We start from the raw sequence: 24,159 nt of genomic DNA on the forward strand, positions 1-24,159 counted from the left end.
AAATAAAAATTATTTATTTTTTAGCTATTTTTTATTATTAAGCACAATTTAAACTTGTACCTGTAAAATTTTACACCCCAGGGGTAAACACAAAAAAAGGATGACCATTTCTTATGGTCACCCTTTTTTATTAAAACTTACTAAACATAATTCTATTGTTCAGCTAATTTCTTGTATCCTTCTAATCTTTCCATTGCATCAGTGTAAGTCTTTTCAAATAATGCTTCTGCAGCTTCTGGGAATGCTTTAGCAAGTGAAGCGTATCTTACTTCACCCATTAAGAATTCTTTAAAGTCAGCAGTTGGAGCTTTAGAATCTAATGTGAATGGGTTCTTAGTTCCCTTTAATTCTGGGTTGAATCTGTACATTGCCCAGTATCCACATTCAGTTGCTCTCTTAGCTTCTAATTGGCTGTTACTCATACCAAGCTTAATTCCATGGTTTATACATGGAGCGTAAGCTATGATTAATGATGGTCCCTTGTAAGCTTCTGCTTCTGCAATAGCTTTAAGAACTTGATTTCTATCAGCTCCCATATTGATTTGAGCTACATATACGTAACCGTAAGTCATAGCCATCATTCCAAGGTCTTTCTTCTTAGTTCTCTTACCTGCAGCAGCAAATTTAGCTATTGCAGCTGTTGGTGTAGATTTAGAAGATTGTCCACCTGTGTTTGAGTAAACTTCTGTATCAAATACAAATACATTTACATCTTCTCCTGAAGCAAGTACGTGGTCAACTCCACCGTATCCGATGTCGTAAGCCCAACCGTCTCCTCCGAAGATCCATTGAGATCTCTTAACGAAGTAGTCTTTTTCAGCTAAAATTTCTTTAGCAGCTTCTGTACCAGATTTTTCTAAAGCAGCAACTAATTTAGTAGCTCTATCTCTAGTTCCAGCACCTTCGTTCATGTTATCTAACCAATCTTGTAATTCAGCTTTAGCTGGATCATTGGCAGCTATAGCAGCTTCTGCTCTTTCTTGGATTCTTTCTCTTATAGCTCTAACTCCTAAGAACATACCTAATCCATATTCAGCATTATCTTCGAATAATGAGTTAGCCCAAGCTGGACCATGTCCTTCTTTATTCTTAGTATATGGAGTTGAAGGTGCAGATCCACCCCAGATTGATGAACATCCAGTTGCATTAGCGATCATCATTCTATCTCCAAATAATTGAGTTATAAGCTTAGCGTATGGAGTTTCTCCACAACCAGCACAAGCTCCTGAGAATTCAAGTAATGGTTGCTCAAATTGGCTACCCTTTACTGTATTTTTGTTCATTGGGTTCTTTTTAGCTGATACTTCATCTACTAAGTAATCCCAAACTTCGATTTGATTGTGTTGGCTTTCTTGTGGTTTCATAACTAATGCTTTTCCTGGAGCAGGACAAATTTGAGCACAGTTTCCACAACCAGAACAATCTAGTGGTGCAACACCCATAGTGTAGAATAATTTTTCTTCACTCTTAAGAGCTTTAGCATCAACTATTGTTGCATCAGCAGGTGCAGCATTCTTTTCTGCTTCATTTAATAATATTGGTCTTATAGAAGCATGTGGACATACTAATGAACATTGGTTACATTGAATACATTTTTCAGCATCCCATACAGGAACATTAACTGCAATTCCTCTCTTTTCGAATGCTGCAGTACCTGCTTCAAATGTACCATCTTCCATTCCAACGAAAGCAGAAACTGGAAGAGAATCTCCTTCTTGTCTGTTCATTGGAACAACTATATTCTTAACGAATTCTGAAGCATTCTTAAGTGGAGCTACTTCTTCGTCTTTAACAGTCTTCCAAGCTTCTGGAATCTTGATTTCAACGATAGATTCAACACCCTTATCGATTGCTGCGTTGTTCATATTAACAACTTTTTCACCCTTCTTACCATAAGAAGTTACAACTGAGTCTTTTAAGTATTTAACAGCATCTTCAACTGGGATAATGTTAGCTAACTTGAAGAAAGCTGATTGCATTATCATGTTGATTCTTCCGCCAAGACCTATTTCTTGAGCTATAGCAACAGCATTTAAAGTATAGAACTTAATATTGTTGTTTGCCATAAATCTCTTATATGCAGCAGGTAACTTTTCTTCTAATTCTTCTGGAGTCCAGATAGTATTTAATAAGAAAGTTGCTCCTGGTTTTAATCCTTCTAATACGTTATATTTATGAACGTATGATTGATTAGAACAAGATACAAAATCTGCTTTGTTGATTAAGTATGGAGACTTAATTGCCTTCTTACCAAATCTTAAGTGAGATACTGTAATTCCGCCTGATTTCTTTGAATCATAGAAGAAGTATCCTTGAGCATACATGTCTGTATGGTCTCCAATGATCTTTATAGCACTCTTGTTTGCTCCAACAGTACCATCTGATCCTAATCCCCAGAACTTACAAGCTGTAGTTCCTTCTGGAGTAGCATCTATATCTTCAGTTACTTCTAATGAAGTATTTGTAATATCATCAACGATTCCTATAGTAAATCCATTCTTTGGTTCAGCTTTTGCTAAGTTATCATAAACAGCAGCAATATGAGCTGGATTTGGATCTTTTGATCCTAAACCAAATCTTCCGCCAATTATAACAGGAGCATTTTCTTTTCCGTAGAATGCATTTCTAATGTCTAAGTATAATGGTTCTCCATCAGCACCTGGTTCTTTAGTCTTATCTAAAACAGCGATTTTCTTAACAGTGCTTGGAATAGCAGCTATTAATTTTTCAACTGAGAATGGTCTGTAAAGTCTTACTTTAACAAGACCAACTTTTTGTCCATGTGCATTTAAGTAATCTACAGTTTCTTCAGCTACATCTGTTACTGAACCCATTGCTATAACTACTCTGTCTGCATCTTTAGCACCATAGTAGTCGAAACAATGATATTCTCTACCAGTTATTTTAGTGATTTCAGCCATATAGCTTTCAACCATATCTGGTAACTCATTGTAGAATTTATTTACTGATTCTCTTTCTTGGAAGTAAATATCAGCATTTTGAGCTGTACCTCTAGTTACAGGATGATCTGGATTTAAAGCTCTTGCTCTGAAAGCTTTAACAGAATCCATGTCAACTAATTTAGCTAACTCATCATATTCTAATACTTCGATTTTTTGAATTTCGTGAGAAGTTCTAAAACCATCAAAGAAGTTTAAGAATGGAATTCTAGATTTTATAGCAGTTAAATGTGCTACTGCTGATAAATCCATAACTTCTTGAACTGATCCTTCAGCAAGCATTGCAAATCCAGTTTGTCTTGCTGCCATAACGTCTTGGTGATCTCCAAATATGTTTAATGAAGATGTAGCTAGAGCTCTAGCTGAAACGTGGAATACTCCTGGTAACATTTCACCTGATATCTTGTACATATTTGGTATCATTAATAATAAACCTTGTGAAGCTGTGTAAGTAGTTGTTAATGCTCCAGCTTGTAAAGAACCGTGAACTGCTCCAGCAGCACCTGCTTCTGATTGCATTTCCATTACTTTAACAGTTTGTCCAAATATATTCTTTCTTCCTTGTGCAACCCATTCATCAACATGTTCTGCCATTGGTGATGATGGTGTTATTGGATATATTGCAGTTACTTCTGTGAACGCATAAGATACGTGAGCTGCTGCAGTATTACCATCCATAGTTTTCATTTTTCTCATCGCGTGACCCCTTCTTTCTATTATTAAAAAAATGTTAAATTAAAAATTTAACAATGTATTATATTATAAAAGTAAGTCTTGATGACTTACTTAATAAACACTATTATTTAGCAAGTTTTTTACCTAGCAATTGTGCATTTTCTAAATTTTCTTTTGTTGGGAATTCTTTTACAACCAATTCTCCAATGCAATTAAATCCATATGATTTCATTGTATTAGACCATAATTTAATAAACATATCATTTGTCCATCCATGACTCCCAAACAAAATACATTTTTTATTATCAATAGATAAACCCTTTAAACTATCAATAAATGGTTGCATTTCCTGTTCTTCTATATTATCTTGGTCCATTGCAGGACTTCCAAATGCTACAGAATCTGCTTCTAAAACATCATTAATAGTCGCATCAGCAACATGTTTTAAAGTTACCTTTGCTCCAGATTCCTCAGCGCTATCCGCAATCATATTCGCAAGTATTTCTACACTACCACCACAACTCCAGTAAATGATTGACACTTTTTTCATAAATAGCACCATTCCTTCCAACACACAATAAATAGTCATTATTATAGTACATTATAATTGTACTATAAATTAACTTACACACTTTATTATATATCACATAATTTTTTTTGCAAGTTTTGATTATCTAAAGTTGATTAATTATCCAATTTATTCATTAAAATATTTACGTCTATTAATATTTTTATCCTTTAATACTTTTTAATATCACTTCTATAATTAAATCAATACTATTTTTTCCATTCATATTATTCATTGCATTAATTATAGTTTTTTTATTAGATTTTAATTCTAGAATCTTATTACATAATGTATCATTTATAAGTTCTTCTTCATTTAACACTAAAGCATATCCCTCTTTTTTAAATGAATTTGCATTTAAGATTTGATCACCTCTGCTAGCTTTTTTAGAAAGCGGTACTAAAAGCATTGGTTTTCTTAACGCTAAAAATTCAAATATTGAATTTGCTCCAGCTCTAGATATTATATAATCAGCTGTATTCATTAAATGTGGTAATTCTTCTGATACGTATTCAAATTGTTTATAACCAGATTTATTTAGAAAATTATTATCTAAATTCCCATTTCCACAAATATGAATAATATTAAAATCCCTCAACAATAAATCTAAATTGCCTCTTATTTGATCATTGATTATTTTAGATCCTAAACTTCCACCCATTATTAAAAGCACTTCTTTTTCTTGTTTAAATCCACAAATCTTTAGACCTTCTTCTCTACTTCCATGTAAGATTTCATTTCTTATAGGACTTCCTGTAAGTACTCCTTTATTATCTTTTATAAATTTAAGACTTTCTCTAAAAGTTACACATAGTTTGCTGCAAAAAGGTGCACTTAATTTATTAGCAAGACCTGGAGTCATGTCAGATTCATGTGCTACAACTGGTATTTTTCTTAAATGTGCAGCTATAACAACTGGAACAGCTACAAAGCCACCTTTTGAAAATACTACATCTGGCTTTTCCTTCTTTAATATTTTGTTTGCATCTTTAATTCCTTTTAACACTTTAAAAGGATCAGTAAAGTTTTTTAAATCAAAATATCGTCTTAACTTTCCTGATGATATCTGAAAATATGGAATATTATTATTTTTAATTATTTCTTTTTCTATCCCATTTTTACTTCCAATATATTTAACTTCAAATCCATTTTCTTTAAGTGCTGGTACTAAAGCTAAATTAGGTGTTACATGCCCCGCAGTACCTCCACCTGTCATTATTACTTTATATTTATACACCAAAACTCATCCTTTCATTATTACTAAGAACAAAAGTAGCTAAGCCACAATTTGTTTGTTGAAGTTCTTTCTAATCTATATTACATGATCTTTTTAAAATCACATTATTCTATATAATACTTTTTAATTATAATAATTCTACTTATACATTATAACTATTAATTCCTATTAGTCACCATAAAAATACACTTATTGTTTATAATTCATCAGAAATATTTTAAATTAATTCTTTTAAATAGCCTATGTTTTAGCAGAGTGCTGATATATTCATTTAAAATAGAGCCTTTAAATAAAATATTTCATCTTCTATCTTTTTATTTATATGTACTAATCAAATCCTTATTTACCGTAATTTATATATTATAAAATCGGATTTTTTACACAAGCTATAGACATAAAGGAGGTGATAAATATGAATAATAACAGCGGATATAATAATCCTATAGTTCCAGAAGCTAAAGGGAAGTTAGCACAATTCAAAAATGAAGTTGCTAATGAAATGGGTGTACCATTTAAAGAATATAATGGAGACCTAAGTTCAAAACAATGCGGAAGCGTTGGTGGAGAAATGGTTAAAAGAATGGTAAAACAATATGAAAATAATCTATAACTATTTAACACTCCTATAAAAAAGTGTCTAGACCACATTTGTTAGTTGAAAATTGAAAGTTGAGAGTTCAGAGTTTCGTTTGAAATCTAAAAATTTTCTAAAAATATATATTTTAGAATTTTATCAAAGATTTTTTCTTTTACTCTCTACTCCTAGCTTTCAATTATCAACTAATTTCTATGTCATTTTTATTTATCTCAATTTTTTAAAGTTTAAAAATTATATATTTTCTTTTGTGCCTTTCATTATGGAGTTTTATAAAGATTAGTATTCCTATTAGAAACCATAAAATTTCATAAACATATCTAAATATTAAATAAATTCTGAAAATATTCTGAAAATAGTATTGTTTTTTATTTAACAATGTAGTATATTATACCTATAAAGTTAAATAAAAACTTTAATTGCTGTTTATAGGTTTATATTTTTATATTATCAATATAAAAACTGTATTATTTATGACAATATAAGCATATAAATAACACATATTAATCAATATCATATATTTACTAGAAAATTAGTTATTATTAAATTTATATTATATAGTATTCAACAATATAATATAAGAATATTATATAAGATATTGATAACTTTTACACTACAAAAGCAAACGTTTTTTTATAAATTTATTTGTTAATAAAATAACATTCATTAGCTAGGAGGATACTTTTATGAATTATTCAGAACAATTAAAAAACAAAACTATAACTGTAGAAAAAGCTTTATCACTTGTAAAATCAAACGATGAAATAGTTACTTCATTAGGACCTTGTGAAGCAACATTGTTCATGTCAAAGCTTCATGAAATAAGAGACAGAGTAGAAAATGTAAGTGTAGTTAGTATGCTTAGTGCTTTAGATTATAAATATCATACAGACCCAAGTATGGCTGGACACTTTGTAAATGAATCTACATTTTTTGCTGGACCAGCTAGAAAAGCTCATTCAACAGGTTTAGTTTCATATATACCAACTCATCTTAGATATGCTGGTATCAATAGACTTGATTATAAAACACCTAATATATTCGTTGGTGCTGTTACACCAATGGACAAGCATGGTTTCTTCTCATTATCACTTTCTACTGTATATGAAAGAGATTCTTTAGAAAAAGCAGATGTAGTTATATTCGAAGTAAACAAAAATTTACCTAGAATATTTGGAGATACTTCAGTTCATATAAGCCAAGTAGATTACTTATATGAAAGTAATGAAAAAATACCAGAATTATCTCCTAAGGAACCTTCTGAAAAGGATTTTATAATAGGTCAATATATCGCAGACTTAGTAGATGACGGTGCTACTATTCAACTTGGAATTGGCGGAATTCCAAATGCTGTTGCTAAATCATTAATGACAAAGAAAGACTTAGGAATACACACTGAAATGATTACTGAAGGTGTAGTTGATTTATTTGAAGCTGGAGTTGTTAATAATAGTAAGAAAACTCTTCATAAAAATAAAATCATAGGTGCTTTCGCATTCGGTTCTCAAAGATTATATGACTTTTTAGATGATAATCCTTGTATTGAAATGAAGAGATGCTCTTATGTAAATAATCCTTATACTTTAGCTAAAAACAATAAGATGACATCTATAAACACATCTCTTTCTGTAGATTTAACTGGTCAATGTGCTTCTGAAAGCTTAGGCTTTAAGCAATACAGTGGAACTGGTGGACAAACTGACACAGGAATTGGTGCACAAATGAGTCCTGGTGGAAAATCTATAATCGCTCTATACTCTACTGCTAAGAATGGTACTATTTCTAGTATTGTACCTAGTCATTATATGGGTGCAGCTATTACATATTCTAGAAATGATGTTCAATATGTTGTTACTGAATATGGAGTTGCTAACCTTCGTGGAAAAAGCATTAGAGAAAGAGTTGATAGCTTAATCGCTATAGCTCACCCTGACTTTAGACAAGAACTTAAGAAGGAAGCTGTTAAGAATAGAATTTGGTAGAATAAAATTTGGTAAAGGAAGTGCTAATTATGGATGATAAAAGTAAATTAAAGGAAATCCTAAGCAAATTGGATTCTATTAACGACAAAGTTAATAATATTCAATATCAAATTTTCCAAACAAGTGAATATTCTGATAATGGTAGCTATATAGATTTTTTATATGACACTTATACAGAGTCACTTATAGAAAATGTTTGTCAGGTAATAGGTGATTAGTTTTATTATAAAGATGGATAAGTAGGAATGTATTTTTCTACTTATCCATTTTCAATTGTAAAATAGCTGTGTTTTAAATATTGCTAATCTTAAAACTACTCACTTATATTTTTATAATAAAAATTTATCTATAATTTTGTATAACTATTTGAATGTTTATATTTCCATTGTATTCATTTATGCTTGGATAAAATATTAGATCTAAATTTATTGAATTAAATTCCCCATCATATAATTTTTGCAGTTCTTCATAATTATATTTCTTAGTTATATATTCTTCAAACTCTTCAATATCCCCAAAGTAAATTGATTCTATTGCTCTTCCATTGGAAGTTTTCAATTTTATTTTTAATACGTTTTTATTTTGTCCAAGTACCATAGCTTTTACCGCATTGATATTTTTTGCTCCAAACAATGGTTTAGAATTTCCCTTTCCAAAAGGCTCTAAAATCTCCAAATCATTTATCATATCATAATTAATATTTTCTAATCTCAAAGGTACATCAATTGTTACTTTAGGAATAAGTTCTTCTTCTGTTAATTTAGTATTTCTATTAAGTCCTTTTCTAAGTAAGTCTATATTACTTTCTTCTAAAGACAGCCCAGCAGCCATTGGATGCCCCCCAAACTTATTTAATAAGTCCTTACATTTTAACAATTCTTCAAACATATTATATTCTTCTATTGATCTTCCAGAACCTTTTACATCATCTTCCGCTTTTGTAAGAATTATTGTAGGAACATTATATCTTTCTCTTATTCTTCCTGCTATTATTCCTGCTAAACTTTCATGAACTTCAGGAATATATATAACAAATACCTTATCATCTTTCATAGTACTGCCTTCTATAATTTCTACAGCCCTTTCCACACCATCGCTAGTCATGCTTTTTCTTTCATCATTTAATTCAACTAACTCTTTTGCTAAACTCAAAGCTTCCTCTTCATTTTCACATAATAATAATCGTAATCCCTTTTTAGCTGAATCTAATCTTCCTGATGCATTTATACATGGTCCTATAACAAAACCCAAATGATAAGTTGAAATTTCCTTACCATCCATCTTAGTTTCTTTCATTAAATATTTTAATCCTAAATTGGTAGTATTGTTTATCATCTTTAATCCATTTTTAACAAATATCCTATTTTCATCAATTAAATCTACAACATCACACACAGTTGCTATGGCAACAAATTCTATTAGCTTATAAAGTTCTTCCTTAGAAATATTAATTTTTTCATATAAAACTTCAATTAGTTTAAATGCCACACCAGCACCACATATTTTATCAAATTTATATCCACACTCAATTTGTTTAGGATTAATTATTGAATCTGCTTCTGATGATATAAAAGTTCTATCTCCTTTTTCATCTTCAACAAAAGGAATGTCATGATGATCTGTTACTATCACTGTCATACCTAACTTTTTAGCATATTTTATCTGTTCTATTGCAGAAATCCCATTATCGCATGTTAATAAAGTATCTACTTCATCATTCTTAGCTTCAAGTATTATTTTTTTATTTATACCATAACCATCTTTTATTCTGTCAGGTATTTCATAATCAACATTGGCACCACATTTTTTAAGCGCTGTATATAATATATAAACACTTATTACTCCATCAACATCATAATCACCAATTATTCTAATTTTCTCTTTAGAATCTATTTTTTCTTTTAATATTTTAGTAGCCTTTTCTATATCCTTCATCTTATATGGATCGTGAAAGTTACTATAAATAGGATTTATATAATTTTTTATCGTATCCTCTTCTACAATATTTCTATTTATCATTAATCGAGTTATTAATTCACTAATACCATATTTTTTAGATATATTCTTATAATCGGCTTTAATATTTTTTACAAACCATCTTTCTTTCATTTTATCCCCTCACCTTTTACAAATAATAACAAACAATCCACAACTTCACTTAAACTTCATGTTAAAAAGTGGATAAAATTGTGGATTGTTTATATTTGGCTATGTTTTAGTAGAGTGTTGATATATGCATAAGCAAAGTGGACTGAGTAATTGAACTTAGGAATGCTAAAATGAGTATAGTCCCATTTTAGCTTGCTCCCAATATAAAATTGAGACAAGCAGTAAATATGACAATACTCATTAAGGATTCTCAAAGTCCAATTACAATGCCACTTTACCTATTGCATATATCAACACGCATTTAAAACAGAGCCTTATATTTAAATCTATACACTGATATATTATTTATATAACATAGACTTAGCTAATTCTTCTACCTTATCGTATCCCAGCTTTTCTATTAACTTATAAGCAAATTCTATAGCTGTTGCTGGACCTCTACTCGTTATTATATTACCATCAACAACAACATTATCTTCTTTGTAGTTGCAATTTATAAGTTCATCTTCAAATCCAGGATATGAAGTTATATTTCTTTCATTTGTTAATCCTGCTTTTCCAAGTACTATAGGAGCTGCACAGATAGCACCTATTATTTTACCTTGTTTATCATGCTTGTTAACAAACTCTATAACTCTTTCATCATCTTTTAAGTTTTTTGCTCCAGGCATCCCACCCGGAAGTGCTACTAGATCATATTCCATATCAGACTTAAAGATCTTATCTGCTTTTATTGTAACTCCATGAGAAGAAGTTACACATTCTTTATTCATCGAAACTAAATCACAAACTATATCCGCTCTTCTTATAATATCAGATATAGTTAATGCCTCAACCTCTTCGAAACCTTCTGCTAATAATACACATGCCTTTTTCATAAAATTCTCCTCCTACTATTATACAATCATAATATCTTTCAATTCATCATCAATCATTAACATAACATTCGTTCCTCTTCCAGCACGATTTTGAAGCTTTATATCTTCAACAGTTATATTTAATTTCTCATTTGCCTTTGAAGTAAGTGAAATTTCTTGTGATCTAGGTGATATTATAACCATATTTCCATTAACCTCTAAGTATTTAGAAACATATGCTCCAAATATAACCTCATCTTCTTCTCTTAAACTAATGCCAGTAACTCCAGATGCAACCTTTCCCATAGAATTAACATTCTCAACTGGGAATCTTATTGCCATACCCTTCTTAGTTATCATTATTAAATTTCCTAAAGTTATATTATTTATATCTACAGATATAACCTCATCATCTTCTGTCTTAAGTTTATAGAAAAACTGCTTTTGAGTATTTACTTTAAACTCATTTAATAAAGTTTTCTTTACTAATCCCTTTTTACTAAAAGAATAAAGTGCTAAATTATTATCGTAAGAAGAAATTGAACTTATTCTTATTATCTTTTCTTTCTTTTCTAATTCTCCAGTAAATACTTCTAATTTAATATCTTCATTCATTATATTTTTCAATAAGAATCCAGGTATTTTATACATATACCCCTTATTACTAAATAGCAATAAGGTTTTTAATGAATTTATTTTTGCTCTATTCGAATCTACTTTTGATGTCTTATAAGACTTAAGTATATTTTTATCGTTAATCCCTATGTTAAATTCAAAATATTCTTCTTCTTTACTTTCATTCACTTCAATAATTTCATCATCTACAGATAAATTAAATAATTGAATAGGTAAAATATTTCTTGGTACATTTTCAAGTTCTGGTACTTCTATTGTAAACTCTAAATCTAATTTAGTTTTTATATTTAAATAATCATTATTTTCTTCTCTATCTCTTAATTTAACATTCAGTAATGCATCCTGATCTCTTAATTTTAATGCTTGAAGCTTTCCATAAGATGTTTCAAATTTATCTAGTGAACTTTCTTTTATTCCACCACTTTTAGTTATAAATCTAAAAATTTTATTTGGATTAAAGTTATCTACTGATATAACTTCAACTATTTTTTCATTTTCTAAATTTAGAGATTTTATTATAGTATCAAGTCTTTCACCTTTTTCTTTCCATTTTAATTCTGGAATATTTATTCCTTTAGCTTGATACATAAACCCCTTATCCGTAAAGATAAGAAGACTATCTCTAGTATTTGAACTTATTAGATATTCTAACTTATCCCCTTCTCTATATTCTATATCCTCAGGATTAGAATTGGATCTAATATAATTTTTAACTGGTATTCTTTTTATAAATCCATCTTTAGATAAAGTTATCATAACCTCTTCAACTATTATAAGTTCTTCAATATCTATTTTACTCTTGGCATCATCTTCTATAATTTGAGTTTTTCTTTCGTCCCCATATTTATCACTTATTTCTTTTAATTCAAATTTTATAACTTTTAATAATTCTTTTTCATTTGATAATATCTTTTCAAGTCTTTTTATTATTTTTTCAAGTTCTTTGTATTCTTTTTCAAAAACTTTTATTTCAAGACCTGTTAATCTATATAGCATTAATTCTAATATAGCTTGAGCTTGTTCTGCTGTAAAAGCAAATTTTTCAATTAAATTATTAGATGCATCTTTTTTAGATTTTGAGCTTCTTATAGTTGCAATAACTTCATCTAGTACATCTATAGCTTTAATAAATCCTTCCACTATATGGAATCTCTTTTGTGCTACCTCAAGTTCTTTTTCACTTCTTCTTGTTACTATTTCTTTTTGATGATTTACATAATGCCTTATCATATCTTTAAGGCTCATGGTTTCAGGCTTTCCATCAGCTAAAGCAACCATATTAAAACTTATATTACATTGAAGTTCTGTCTTTTTAAATAAGTATTTTAATATCTTATTTGCACTATCCTCATCAGCAGATTTCTTTAATTCTATTACTGCTCGTATACCATTTCTATCAGACTCATCTCTAATGTCAGATATAAGCTCTAATGCCTTTGAGTGCCTTCTATCTCCTGTCATCTCAGAAATAGTTTGAAGTAATTTTGCTTTATTCCTTCTATAAGGGAACTCTGTAATAGCTATTCCAATTCTACCACTGTCTAGCTTTTCGATATTAGTTTTCGCTCTATACGCTACTTTACCAACACCACTTTCATAGGCTGATCTAAGTGAATTTTTTCCTATTAATATTCCACCTGTTGGCAAATCTGGTCCTTTAATATGTTCCATTAATTCTTTAATATCTATTTCATTATTATCTATATATGCTAATACTCCATCTGTTACTTCTTTTAAGTTATGTGGAGGAATGTTAGTTGCAAGACCTACTGCAATTCCAAATGATCCATTAACTAAAAGGTTAGGATATCTACTTGGTAATACCTTAGGTTCAAATTCACTATCTGAATAGTTTGGAACCATGTCAACAGTATCCTTATCTATATCTCTCAACATTTCCATGGAAATAGGTGCAAGTCTAGCTTCTGTATAACGCATGGCTGCCGCACTATCTCCATCAATTGATCCCCAGTTTCCATGACCATCTATTAGTGGAGCTCTTGTTGAAAAATTCTGTGCCAAAATAGTCATAGCATCATACACTGATGAATCTCCATGTGGATGAAATTTACCTAATATATCTCCTACTATTCTTGCCGACTTATAATAAGGTCTATCTGGAAAAGCCTTTAGAAGATATGCTCCATAAAGTATTCTTCTGTGCACTGGTTTTAGTCCATCTCTTACATCTGGAAGTGCTCTTTCTTTGGCTACTTCAATAGCATAAGGCAAATAATTTTCAGGCATAGCTTCCTCTAATGGTACTTTAATTATATTATTATCTCTTGGTATACTTTGAACTTTTTTTGCCATAATATTTCTCCATTCTTAACTTAATTGAATTCTCCGTATTTATACATATAATTTTTTCTCGGCTCTACTACATCGCCCATAAGTAGAGATATCATTTTTTCTGCTTTTGCTGCATCCTCTATTGTAACTTGTATAAGAGTTCTTGTTTCTGGATTTAAAGTAGTTTCCCATAATTGTTCTGGATTCATTTCTCCAAGTCCTTTATATCTTTGAATCAATGCACCTTTCCCAATTTCTTTTTTAGCCTTTTCTAGCTCTTCATCACTATATGCATACTTTACAGTCTCAGAACCTTTATTAACCTTGTATACTTTGTATAAAGGTGGTTGTGCTAAATATAGATGCCCATTTGCAATTAACGATCTCATATATCTATAAATATAAGTCATCCATAATGTTCTTATGTGATATCCGTCTACATCAGCATCACTCATTATTATAACTTTATCATATTTCATATCATCTTGTTTATAATTTTCTAATGTCCCTGTTCCAATTGCCGCATTAAATATTCTTAACTCTTCTGAAGCTAAAACATTCTCAAGCTTTTGTTTTTCAGTGTTCATTATTTTACCTTTAGATGGCATTATAGTTTGGAATCTTCTATCTCTTGCTTGTTTTGCAGAACCTCCTGCTGAGTCTCCCTCAACAACTATAAATTCATTAACACTTTTATCTTTTAATGTACACACTGCAATTTTACCTGCTAAAGGTGCTGTTCCAACTCCAACCTTTTTCTTTTCAGCATCATTTATCTTTTTAATTTTTTCTCTTCTCTTTGCAGATTCTAATGCATTACTAATTAAAGTTGTTGCTAACTCCTTATTATCTTCTATCCATTCTAATAATTTAGTATATACTAAATCATTCATCATAGTATACGCTTCATTATTTCCTAGTTTAGTTTTGGTTTGTCCTTCAAAAATCGGATTGGTAATTTTAATTCTAAGTATTGCAGTCATACCTTCTCTTAAATCATTACCTTCAAACTCTTTATCCTTTTCTTTTATTAAGTTAAGCCTCTTAGCACCCTCTTTAAAAGCTCTCGTCATACCAGTCTTAAATCCAGTTTCATGAGTTCCAGCTTCAGTAGTTGGTATATTATTCACATAACTTGCTATATACTCTGTTGATGAATCTGTGAATTGTATACAGATTTCACCTTGCACTTGAAGATTATTTACTGTTCTTTCTCCCTCAAAAATAATAGGATTGTCATGAATAACTGTTTTGCTTTCATTTAAGTAATTAATAAAATCTAAAAGACCATTTTCTGAGTAATATTCTTTTTGAATCTCCTCATCTTTTCTTCTATCTATAAGTTCTAATCTTATTCCTTTGTTTTGGAATGCTAGCTCTTGCAATCTACTATCTATAACATCAAATTTAAAATCTGTAGAAGAAAATACCTCTGAATCAGGTTTAAAAGTGACTTTCGTTCCTGTTTTATCAGTCTTTCCAATTACCTGTAACTTACTCACAGGTGTACCTGGCATAGATCTTTTTAACTCCTTATCAAAAGCATATTCAAATCTTTGTCTATAAATATTACTGTTTTGATACACTTCTACTTCAACCCATTTTGATAAAGCATTCACTACAGCTGCTCCAACTCCATGAAGTCCTCCAGAAGTTTTATAATTTTTATTATCAAACTTACCTCCAGTATGAAGTTCTGTAAATACCATTTCAACACCTGATTTTTTCTTTAAAGGATGTATTCCTGTTGGTATTCCTCTACCATTATCATAAATTGTAGCACTTTTATCTTCATTTAAAATAATAGTTACCTTATCTCCATATCCATTTGTAATCTCATCTATAGCATTGTCTAATATTTCCCATATACAATGATGTAATCCCTTAGTTCCTGTAGACCCTATATACATACCAGGTCTAATTCTTACTGGTTCCAACTTCTCTAAAGATGTTAAATCAGTAACATCATAATTATTATTTTTTAATTCCATAAGGCCCTCCTAAAACTATACTTAAATCTATTATCTTTTTAAGTAAGTACTAATATTTTAACTCTCACTATTCTATATTATATTTCCACTGTTTACTATAGCTATTATTTATAGTAAATTTACTTTTAGTACAGACATGCGAACTTATGTACTATTATACTATAAAAATATACTTTATTTTACATCTCATGTCAAAAAATAAAATATTTAATTTTAATTTACCATATTCCATATATCCCATACGCGAAAGAAGAGTGCTTTATTTAGTTATGTAATAAAAATTTTAAGCTTTATTACACCTTTTAAGCACTCTTTAAATCTAATTCTATATAACAAATTTAAACATCACATATTTCAATATTTCTAATGTGTTTAGTATGATTCCACTCTTTATTATTTTTATTCCATATTCCTTGAATAGTAATAGGAACCCAAGTTATAGTATATAATCCATATAATAAGAATCTGAAAAATAATACTAAATTACTCTTTCCTAATAATAAGAAGACTGCTAATAAGAATAATACATTAAATCCCAAAGTAATTCCTAATGCTACACCATAATTTTTTGTTGCATCTAATCCATAATTTTTTACTATATCTAAAATGTAAGGAATAAAAAATATGTTAGTTGAATACAACGCTGTCATTACAAAGAAACCCCTAGATATCTTTCTTTCAACTGCCAATATTAATGGAGTAATTATAAATTGTATTAAAGCAAATACCTTAATTCCTATACCAACCCACACATTTCCTTGGAATACTTGACTCAAAACAAATATATCATGTCCTGATGTATCTAATTGTATTATTGTTAAAATTGCTGATGCAGCTAACATCAAAGTAATGAATGGTTGTAATACATATAATGCACAATCAAATATATACCATTTTCTTTCTTTAATTGACTTTTTAGTTAACTTCCAAAAATATCTTGATGCTACATCTGTAAATCCCTGCATCCATCTTTTTCTTTGAGTCCATGATTGAGATAATTTTAGTGGTTTCTCATCATAAATTATAGCATCATGAGCCCATCCTACTTTTTCTCCATTTAGCACAAGCTTACATGTAAATTCTAAGTCCTCAGTCAAGCAAGTTGCTCCCCAACCTAATTCTTTTAAAGTTTCAGTTTCTATTGCAAAACCTGTTCCACCTATTTGATTAGAAAATCCTACATTTTCTCTAGCTAATTGGAACATCCTATTTTGAGTCCAAAAAGCTATTGAATATGAAGTTGCTATCCATGAATCTTCAGGATTTTTACTATCAATATAGCCTTGTACAACTTTATATCCATCATTCATTTTAGAATTAATTTCTTGTAAAAAATCCTTATGAACTAGATTGTCAGCATCAAATATAGCTACTGCATCATATTGTTTTTTCATTTTAGATAAGTTATCAAACATCCATTCTAAAGCATAACCTTTGCCACGTTTATCTTTATTAAATCTTTCACAGACATTAACACCATATTTTTTTGATATTTTAGCAGTATTGTCAGTACAATTATCTGCTATAACAAAAACATCATACATATCTTTGGGATAATTAAGATTTAACATACTTTCAATTAATTTACCAATAACTACTTCTTCATTATGTGCTGCAATTAATAACGCAAATTTCTTATTAGGAGTATAATTTTTCTTTTCCTTTTTCCTAATAAGACCAAAAAAACCTAACACCATATAATATAAAGTTAATATAATTACAAATATTTGAAATATCGTTGTTGTTATGGTAAAAATATTTTTTCCCATTACATTCACTCCTAATGTTAAATGAAGCTAATTCTTCACTTATTATTTTATCTACACATTTTAATTACACCTTTATTTAATATATTTCAATATAAATAAAAAATCAAGTATGTTTTTCTTAAGATAAAATTAAGATTGTTTTATTTGCGTTTTTTGTAATCATTTACCATGAGTTTTCTTAGTTTCTTTATCATTTATTTAATAATGCTTATTTCTTTTTGGTAAATTAATAAATATTATAAATCATACTTTAATTCTATATCTTTATAATTTGCATATATTCGAATATTTATTAATGTAATTTTTGTAATTAAAAAATCCTTTTTATCTTAATTTTATTTTTTCAAAAACCTAAAATTAAAATAAATTTTTTCTATAAAAATAACAAGTCCATTTACCAGTCTATTTTTCATCATGCTACGTCGTCATATTGACCTAATAGGAACGCTATGAGTTCAATTCATCTTCTTGCCTGATGAAAAATATCAATTGCAACTTTGGACTTGTTACTTATTTCCATTTACCTAAAGTTAATTTTTATAAATTTATAAATGTTTTATTGATATAAAAGTAAAAAAATTATATAATTCCCTGACTTATCATAGCTTCTGCTACTTTCATAAATCCAGCTATGTTAGCTCCAGCTACAATATTTCCTGAATTACCATATTCTCCTGCTGCATTTTTAGAGTTGTTATATATATTTTTCATTATATCTTTAAGTTTTTCATCTACTTCTTCAAATGTCCATGATAATCTCAAACTATTTTGTGACATTTCAAGAGCCGAACAAGCAACGCCTCCAGCATTAGCCGCTTTTGCTGGTCCAAATAACACATTATTATTTTGGAATATATCTATTGCATCTAAAGTTGATGGCATATTAGCACCCTCTGCTACTGCTTGAACTCCATTATTCACTAATATTTTTGCACTTTCCGAGTCAATTTCTCCTTGAGTTGCACAAGGTAATGCTATATCACATTTAATTTTCCAAATACCATTGCATCCATCTTCATACTTAGCACTTGGTACATAAATTAAATAATCCTTTATTCTGCCTCTCTTTACTTCTTTAATTTCTTTTATAACTTTTAAATCTATTCCATTTTCATCATATATATATCCATTAGAATCACTTAAAGCTACAACTGTTGCACCTAATTCTTGTGCCTTTTGAGTAGCATAAATAGCTACATTTCCGGATCCAGAAATAACTACTCTTTTACCTTCAAATGTCATATTATTATCTTTTAACATTTCATTTGTAAAGTATACTAAACCATATCCAGTAGCTTCTGTTCTAGCTAAGCTACCTCCAAAAGTTAATCCTTTTCCAGTTAAAACCCCTTGTTCACTAGCATTTCTTAATTTTTTATAGTAACCATAAAGATATCCAATTTCTCTTCCACCTACACCAATGTCTCCTGCTGGAACATCTATATTAGGTCCAATGTGTTTGTATAATTCAGCCATAAAACTTTGACAGAACCTCATTATTTCATTATTTGATTTTCCTTTTGGATCAAAATCTGAACCACCTTTTCCCCCACCAATTGGTAATCCAGTTAAAGAATTTTTAAATATTTGTTCAAAACCCAAGAATTTTATTATACTTAAATTTACTGATGGATGAAATCTTAATCCACCCTTATATGGTCCTATGGCATTATTAAATTGTACCCTAAATCCTCTATTTACCTTTACTTCCCCATTATCATTTACCCAAGGTACTCTAAAGATGATTTGTCTATCTGGCTCAACTATTCTCTCAAGTAAAGCTGCATCTATAAATTCTGGATGCTTTGCAAATACTGGTACTAAAGAATTTAATACTTCAGTAACCGCATCTATAAATTCTGTTTCTTCCTTATTAACCTCTTTAACCCTTTTTAATACCCCATCAACATATTCCATTGCTTTTGCTTCCATTAAACTCATCTCCTTAAAATTTTACAATCAATTATTTTAGTTTAAATGATTTTGTTTATATAATACACCTTGAGGTATTATTTTGCTATAATATTATTAAAATAATATAAAAATTCACATTATATCATATAAAGTCGCTATTTATTATTAATTTACCAATTATAATTTCAGGATTATTTTATAATTTCACTAATTAATCTTTTAAAAAATCGTATATTTTTGCCTTTAATGCAACTATATTCCATAGGTGACATTGTTAGAGATCCCAATGTTCCTATTATTATATCTAGCATAGTATCAATCAAACTATTATTTTGAGAATTTAAACCAAATAATCTATCCGTAGAAAACTCCCATATCTCCCAAACGCCAGCCATTGCTATTGAAAAACTTAATATAAAAATTAGTGAAAATAGTGGATTTAATTTATCACTAACTTTATGTGTATAATTCACATATATAGAAAATCCTATAACACTAATTATGATTCCAGATACAAAATGAAGTATTTTATCATAACAATATATATATGTATATATATCAAATACATTGCCTACATACATTGCCATAATTATGAAAGTTAAAATTAACAAGTAAATCATTTTACAATGTTTAATAAAAGTAACAGAAAAAACAAACTTTGCAATAAAAATAGTAATAATAAGTAATACAATTCTAAAGACATTATCACCTGACTGAAATAATATATTAAATAGTAAGTGAATTACTAATATTGCACTCACTATTATTGTTATTATTTCATCATATGTTAATTTTCTTCTCAAAATTTATTCCTCCTCAATTTATATATCTTCTTAAACTATACTTTTTAAAACAATATTAACTGTAATTTGTTTTAAAATTAAAGCCTCTATATTTTTCTAATCATTAAAATGCGAGTAATAATTGCACCACCAATAAAACCTCCTATATGCCCTAAATTATCTATACCCTTAATGGTAAATCCAGACATTAAAGTTAAAATTATTATTCCTACTAAATTTAATATATACCCCTTTTTTAATCTATGTCTTTCTTTTATACTAAATACTAGTATTGCTCCAAGTAAGCCAAATATAGCTCCAGATGCTCCTACCGATACTGAATTTTCATTCAATAATATGCTTAATAAACTTGAAGTTATAGCTGATGTAAAATATATACATAAATATTTGTTAACACCAAAAATTCTTTCTACTTGTGGTCCTAAAATATATAATGCATACATATTAGATAACAGATGAGTTATACCTCCATGTAAAAATGCACAAGTTATTAATCTCCAAATCTCACCTTGATATATTAAATAATTATATTTAGCTCCAAAATCTATTAATACATTTATATCTATGTATAATATGCTTTTAGATTCAAATACTGTTAATAAGAATATAATCACATTTATTGCAATTAAAATTAAAGTGCTCTTCTTATTTCTTGAAAATTTATTTAACTTAAATTCAGAGCTTTTATTTATATTAATAATTATATTTTTCAAAGGTTCACATGATTTATCACATAAAACTATGTTATTATTTTTTTTATTTATAACTAATTTATTTATATTTTCCTGTTTACTTCCTAAATATTCTCCATTTGAAAATACCACTATATTTAAAGCAAAATTTTTTCCTAATGTTTTTAAATATGTTACAGCTTCATCTACGTTTATGTCTTCATGTTCTTCACTTGTAACTAGTACACAATAGCTACCATATGGTAATTCCTTTATTGCAATATAATTTAATTTATCATAAAACTTACTATAATATTCTTTAATATAAAAATTATCATTTTTTATTAAGAAATTAAATAATTTTTGTTCTAAATATTTCATTCTTAAGTCCATCCCTTTTTATTATCTATTTATATTTTTCAGGCTATATTTTATAAAAGTGTTGATATATACATAAGTAATACAAATGCTGCCTTAAAAATTAAGACAGCATTATATAATATATTTTTATTAGCTATGTTTTAGATATATCAACACATTGCTTAAACATATCCTTATTCTTTAAAAATCAATCATATCTAATAATTCATTAAATCTTTTTATCGTTGCTTCTAAAGGTTCATCAGTAGTCATATCAACACCTGCATTTCTTAGTATATCTATTGGATAATCACTTCCTCCAGATTTTAAGAAGCCTTTATATTTTTCAACCGCATTTTCCTTTTTCTCTAAAATAGCTTTAGAAAATGCTGAAGCTGCTGCATAACCTGTAGCATATTGATAAACATAAAAATCTGAATAGAAATGAGGTATTCTTGACCATTCAATATCTATTTCTTTATCTACAACCATATCTGGTCCAAAATATTTTACATTTAATTCATGCCATTTAGTATTGTAATCTTCAGAAGTTAAAGGTATTCCTTTTTCTAAAGTCTCATGGGTATATAATTCAAACTCTGCAAACATTAACTGTCTAAATACTGTAGTTCTTATTTGCTCTAATTCTTGATTTATCAAATAAAGCTTTTTATTTTCATCTTTTTCTTTATCTATTAAATAATGAATAAGTATTGATTCATTTGTAGTAGATGCAACTTCTGCACAGAATAAAGTATATCCTGCATAATAGTATGGTTGTTCTTTTCTTGAATAATATGAATGAATTGAATGGCCCATTTCATGTGCTAATGTAGATACATCACCAAGTTCATTATTATAATTTAATAATACATAAGGCATTGTATCATATCCACCCCATGAATATGCTCCACCTTTTTTACCTTTATTTTCATATATATCTATCCAACCATCCTCTATACCACTCTTAAATATACTTAAATATTCATCACCTAATGGCTTTAGTGCATCCAATACTATATCTACACCATCATTAAACTCTATCTTTTCTTTTGGAGTTTCAATAACTGGAACATATAAGTCATACATATGAATTTCATCTAAGCCTAAAAGTTTCTTTTTCACTTTTACATATCTGTGAAGAGAATCTAAATTATCATTTATAACTTTTACAGCATTTTTATATACTTCTAAAGGTATATTGTTAGGTTTAAGTGACGCTTCTAAGGCACAATTATATTTTCTTATTTTGCTGCTAAAATTAAAGTTTTTAATTGAGCAAGTTAAAGAAGTGGCTAATGTATTTTGAAGTTTCTCATATTCACCAAATAACTGTTCAAATGCTCTTTTTCTAAGTTCCCTATTTTTACTTCTTATAAAAGAAGAATAATTGCCCTCTGTTAATTCTATATCTTTTCCATCTTCATTTTTTATTTTTCCAAATGTCATATCTGCATTAGTTAAAATATTATGGATAGCTGATGGTGCATCTAAGCAATCAGAAGCTTGTGCTAAAAGCTCCTCCATTTCTTTTGACAATACATGTGGTTTTTCTTTTAATATGTCTTCAAATAAAAATTTATATGGTTTTAATTCATCTAATCTTTCTATTTCTTTTTCTATAAAACCATCTTCTAAACTCAATATTTCTGGAACAAAATAAGCTGTATAACTTGCAAACTCAGCCATATATATATCAATTTTGCTCATTAAACTTTGATATGTTGCATTTGAAGTATCTTCATCAGACTTTAAATGAGCATATATATATAACTTTTCTGCTTTTCTTGATATTTCTTCACTTAACTTTAAATACTCTAATATACTTTCTCCACAATTTAATTTACCTGAAAAATCTTTTAAGCTATGAGCTTCATTTTTTAAATCATTAAATTCTTTTTCCCACTCATCAATATTTTCATATATTTTTTCTACTTTCCATTTAAATTTGGATTCAATTTCTTCTCTCTTTTTCAATTCTTCCATTAATTTACCTCCTATTTAAATTACAATAGTAAATACTTTGAAATTTTAAATATATTCTTCTTTCTTATCTTTGATATTTTCCCATACATTATTCATTTCTTCTTGTATTAATGTTATGCATTCGTGTATTTTTTCTTTAATAAAATCAAAATCATCTTCATATTTAAATTTTATAACATATGTTGGATCATATTCATCTAAATCCTCTTCTATTTCATATCCTTTTTCAGTGAATCTTTCTGTATTAAATAAATCATATATAGCTGAATATTCCCATTCTTCTACATTTTTATTAGTATCAAAATACATATGTACGATTCCATCTAATACATAAAACTTTTTAACAAATAATCCACCTTCACTTACTTCAAAACTTCCTAACTCTTTCTTTATAAATCCTGTTTCACTATCTTTCTCTATTAAAACTAAACTTGAAAATTCCATAATTCAGCACCATCCTTTTAAATATTTGTTCATTTATAATAAGGCACATGAAAATAAATAATAAGTTCAAAGTTGCAATGAATATTTTTCATCAAGCAAGAAGATGAATTGACCTCCTAGCGTGCCTATTAGGTCAATTTGACGACGCAGCACGATGAAAAATAGGCTGGCAAATGGACTTGTTATTTTTTTGATTGTGCCTAAATACATTATAAGTATATTTTATCTTAATAAGCAATAGAATTGCTTTTATTTATTATATTTTTCCATTTTATGTATAAAAAACATTTAAATATTTGTAAATATATGG

General features: G+C 28.5%; 16 protein-coding genes. 3 read left to right on the forward strand and 13 right to left on the reverse strand.

Features of this window, described 5'->3' with window-relative positions; all coding sequences use genetic code 11:
* Window positions 1-152 precede the first annotated feature (152 nt).
* From nifJ to murG, 3 genes are all read right to left on the reverse strand, one after another.
* Window positions 153-3,656: a pyruvate:ferredoxin (flavodoxin) oxidoreductase gene (nifJ, locus tag NG901_RS05230; protein WP_252212692.1), complete on the reverse strand. Its 3,504-nt coding sequence runs from the start codon at window positions 3,654-3,656 to the stop codon at window positions 153-155.
* Between the two features lie 103 nt (window positions 3,657-3,759).
* Complete coding sequence (locus NG901_RS05235) at window positions 3,760-4,185, reverse strand: flavodoxin domain-containing protein (RefSeq protein ID WP_252212693.1); 426 nt, start codon at window positions 4,183-4,185, stop codon at window positions 3,760-3,762.
* A gap of 181 nt (window positions 4,186-4,366) precedes the next feature.
* On the reverse strand, window positions 4,367-5,440 hold the full coding sequence (gene murG / locus NG901_RS05240) for an undecaprenyldiphospho-muramoylpentapeptide beta-N-acetylglucosaminyltransferase (protein WP_252212694.1): 1,074 nt from the start codon (window positions 5,438-5,440) through the stop codon (window positions 4,367-4,369).
* Window positions 5,441-5,852: 412 nt separating this feature from the next.
* On the opposite strand from murG, the gene NG901_RS05245 reads away from it, so the two are divergent.
* From NG901_RS05245 to NG901_RS05255, 3 genes are all read left to right on the forward strand, one after another.
* A complete protein-coding gene (locus NG901_RS05245) occupies window positions 5,853-6,050 on the forward strand; it encodes an alpha/beta-type small acid-soluble spore protein (RefSeq protein ID WP_252212695.1) in 198 nt (65 codons plus the stop codon).
* 671 nt (window positions 6,051-6,721) lie between these two features.
* Complete coding sequence (locus NG901_RS05250; protein ID WP_252212696.1) at window positions 6,722-8,017, forward strand: acetyl-CoA hydrolase/transferase family protein; 1,296 nt, start codon at window positions 6,722-6,724, stop codon at window positions 8,015-8,017.
* A gap of 29 nt (window positions 8,018-8,046) precedes the next feature.
* Complete coding sequence (locus tag NG901_RS05255; RefSeq protein ID WP_252212697.1) at window positions 8,047-8,235, forward strand: hypothetical protein; 189 nt, start codon at window positions 8,047-8,049, stop codon at window positions 8,233-8,235.
* A gap of 124 nt (window positions 8,236-8,359) precedes the next feature.
* Here the strand turns inward: NG901_RS05255 and recJ are convergent, their stop codons facing one another.
* From recJ to NG901_RS05305, 10 genes are all read right to left on the reverse strand, one after another.
* Entirely contained in the window at window positions 8,360-10,126 is a 1,767-nt protein-coding gene (recJ, locus tag NG901_RS05260) for a single-stranded-DNA-specific exonuclease RecJ (protein ID WP_252212698.1), read from the reverse strand.
* Between the two features lie 341 nt (window positions 10,127-10,467).
* On the reverse strand, window positions 10,468-11,004 hold the full coding sequence (locus NG901_RS05265; RefSeq protein ID WP_252212699.1) for a DJ-1 family glyoxalase III: 537 nt from the start codon (window positions 11,002-11,004) through the stop codon (window positions 10,468-10,470).
* A gap of 18 nt (window positions 11,005-11,022) precedes the next feature.
* Window positions 11,023-13,932, reverse strand: coding sequence for a DNA topoisomerase IV subunit A (locus tag NG901_RS05270; protein ID WP_252212700.1), 2,910 nt, complete (start codon window positions 13,930-13,932; stop codon window positions 11,023-11,025).
* 20 nt (window positions 13,933-13,952) lie between these two features.
* Complete coding sequence (locus NG901_RS05275; protein WP_252212701.1) at window positions 13,953-15,902, reverse strand: DNA gyrase/topoisomerase IV subunit B; 1,950 nt, start codon at window positions 15,900-15,902, stop codon at window positions 13,953-13,955.
* Window positions 15,903-16,240: 338 nt separating this feature from the next.
* Entirely contained in the window at window positions 16,241-17,671 is a 1,431-nt protein-coding gene (locus NG901_RS05280; RefSeq protein ID WP_252212702.1) for a glycosyltransferase family 2 protein, read from the reverse strand.
* Window positions 17,672-18,250: 579 nt separating this feature from the next.
* A complete protein-coding gene (gdhA, locus tag NG901_RS05285) occupies window positions 18,251-19,603 on the reverse strand; it encodes an NADP-specific glutamate dehydrogenase (protein ID WP_252212703.1) in 1,353 nt (450 codons plus the stop codon).
* A 173-nt stretch (window positions 19,604-19,776) separates the two neighbouring features.
* Window positions 19,777-20,388 (reverse strand): DUF2238 domain-containing protein, encoded by a 612-nt coding sequence (locus NG901_RS05290; protein WP_252212704.1) that lies wholly within the window; start codon window positions 20,386-20,388, stop codon window positions 19,777-19,779.
* Between the two features lie 86 nt (window positions 20,389-20,474).
* On the reverse strand, window positions 20,475-21,440 hold the full coding sequence (locus NG901_RS05295) for a rhomboid family intramembrane serine protease (protein ID WP_252212705.1): 966 nt from the start codon (window positions 21,438-21,440) through the stop codon (window positions 20,475-20,477).
* 180 nt (window positions 21,441-21,620) lie between these two features.
* A complete protein-coding gene (gene pepF, locus NG901_RS05300) occupies window positions 21,621-23,405 on the reverse strand; it encodes an oligoendopeptidase F (protein ID WP_252212706.1) in 1,785 nt (594 codons plus the stop codon).
* Between the two features lie 45 nt (window positions 23,406-23,450).
* The gene (locus NG901_RS05305) at window positions 23,451-23,849 is read right to left on the reverse strand and encodes a DUF6762 family protein (RefSeq protein WP_252212707.1); all 399 of its coding nucleotides are present in this window, start codon (window positions 23,847-23,849) and stop codon (window positions 23,451-23,453) included.
* Between the last annotated feature and the right edge of the window lie 310 nt (window positions 23,850-24,159).

Origin of the sequence: Clostridium sp. CMCC3677 (assembly GCF_023845585.1) — a bacterium.
Classification (GTDB): Bacteria; Bacillota; Clostridia; order Clostridiales; family Clostridiaceae; genus Clostridium; species Clostridium aquiflavi.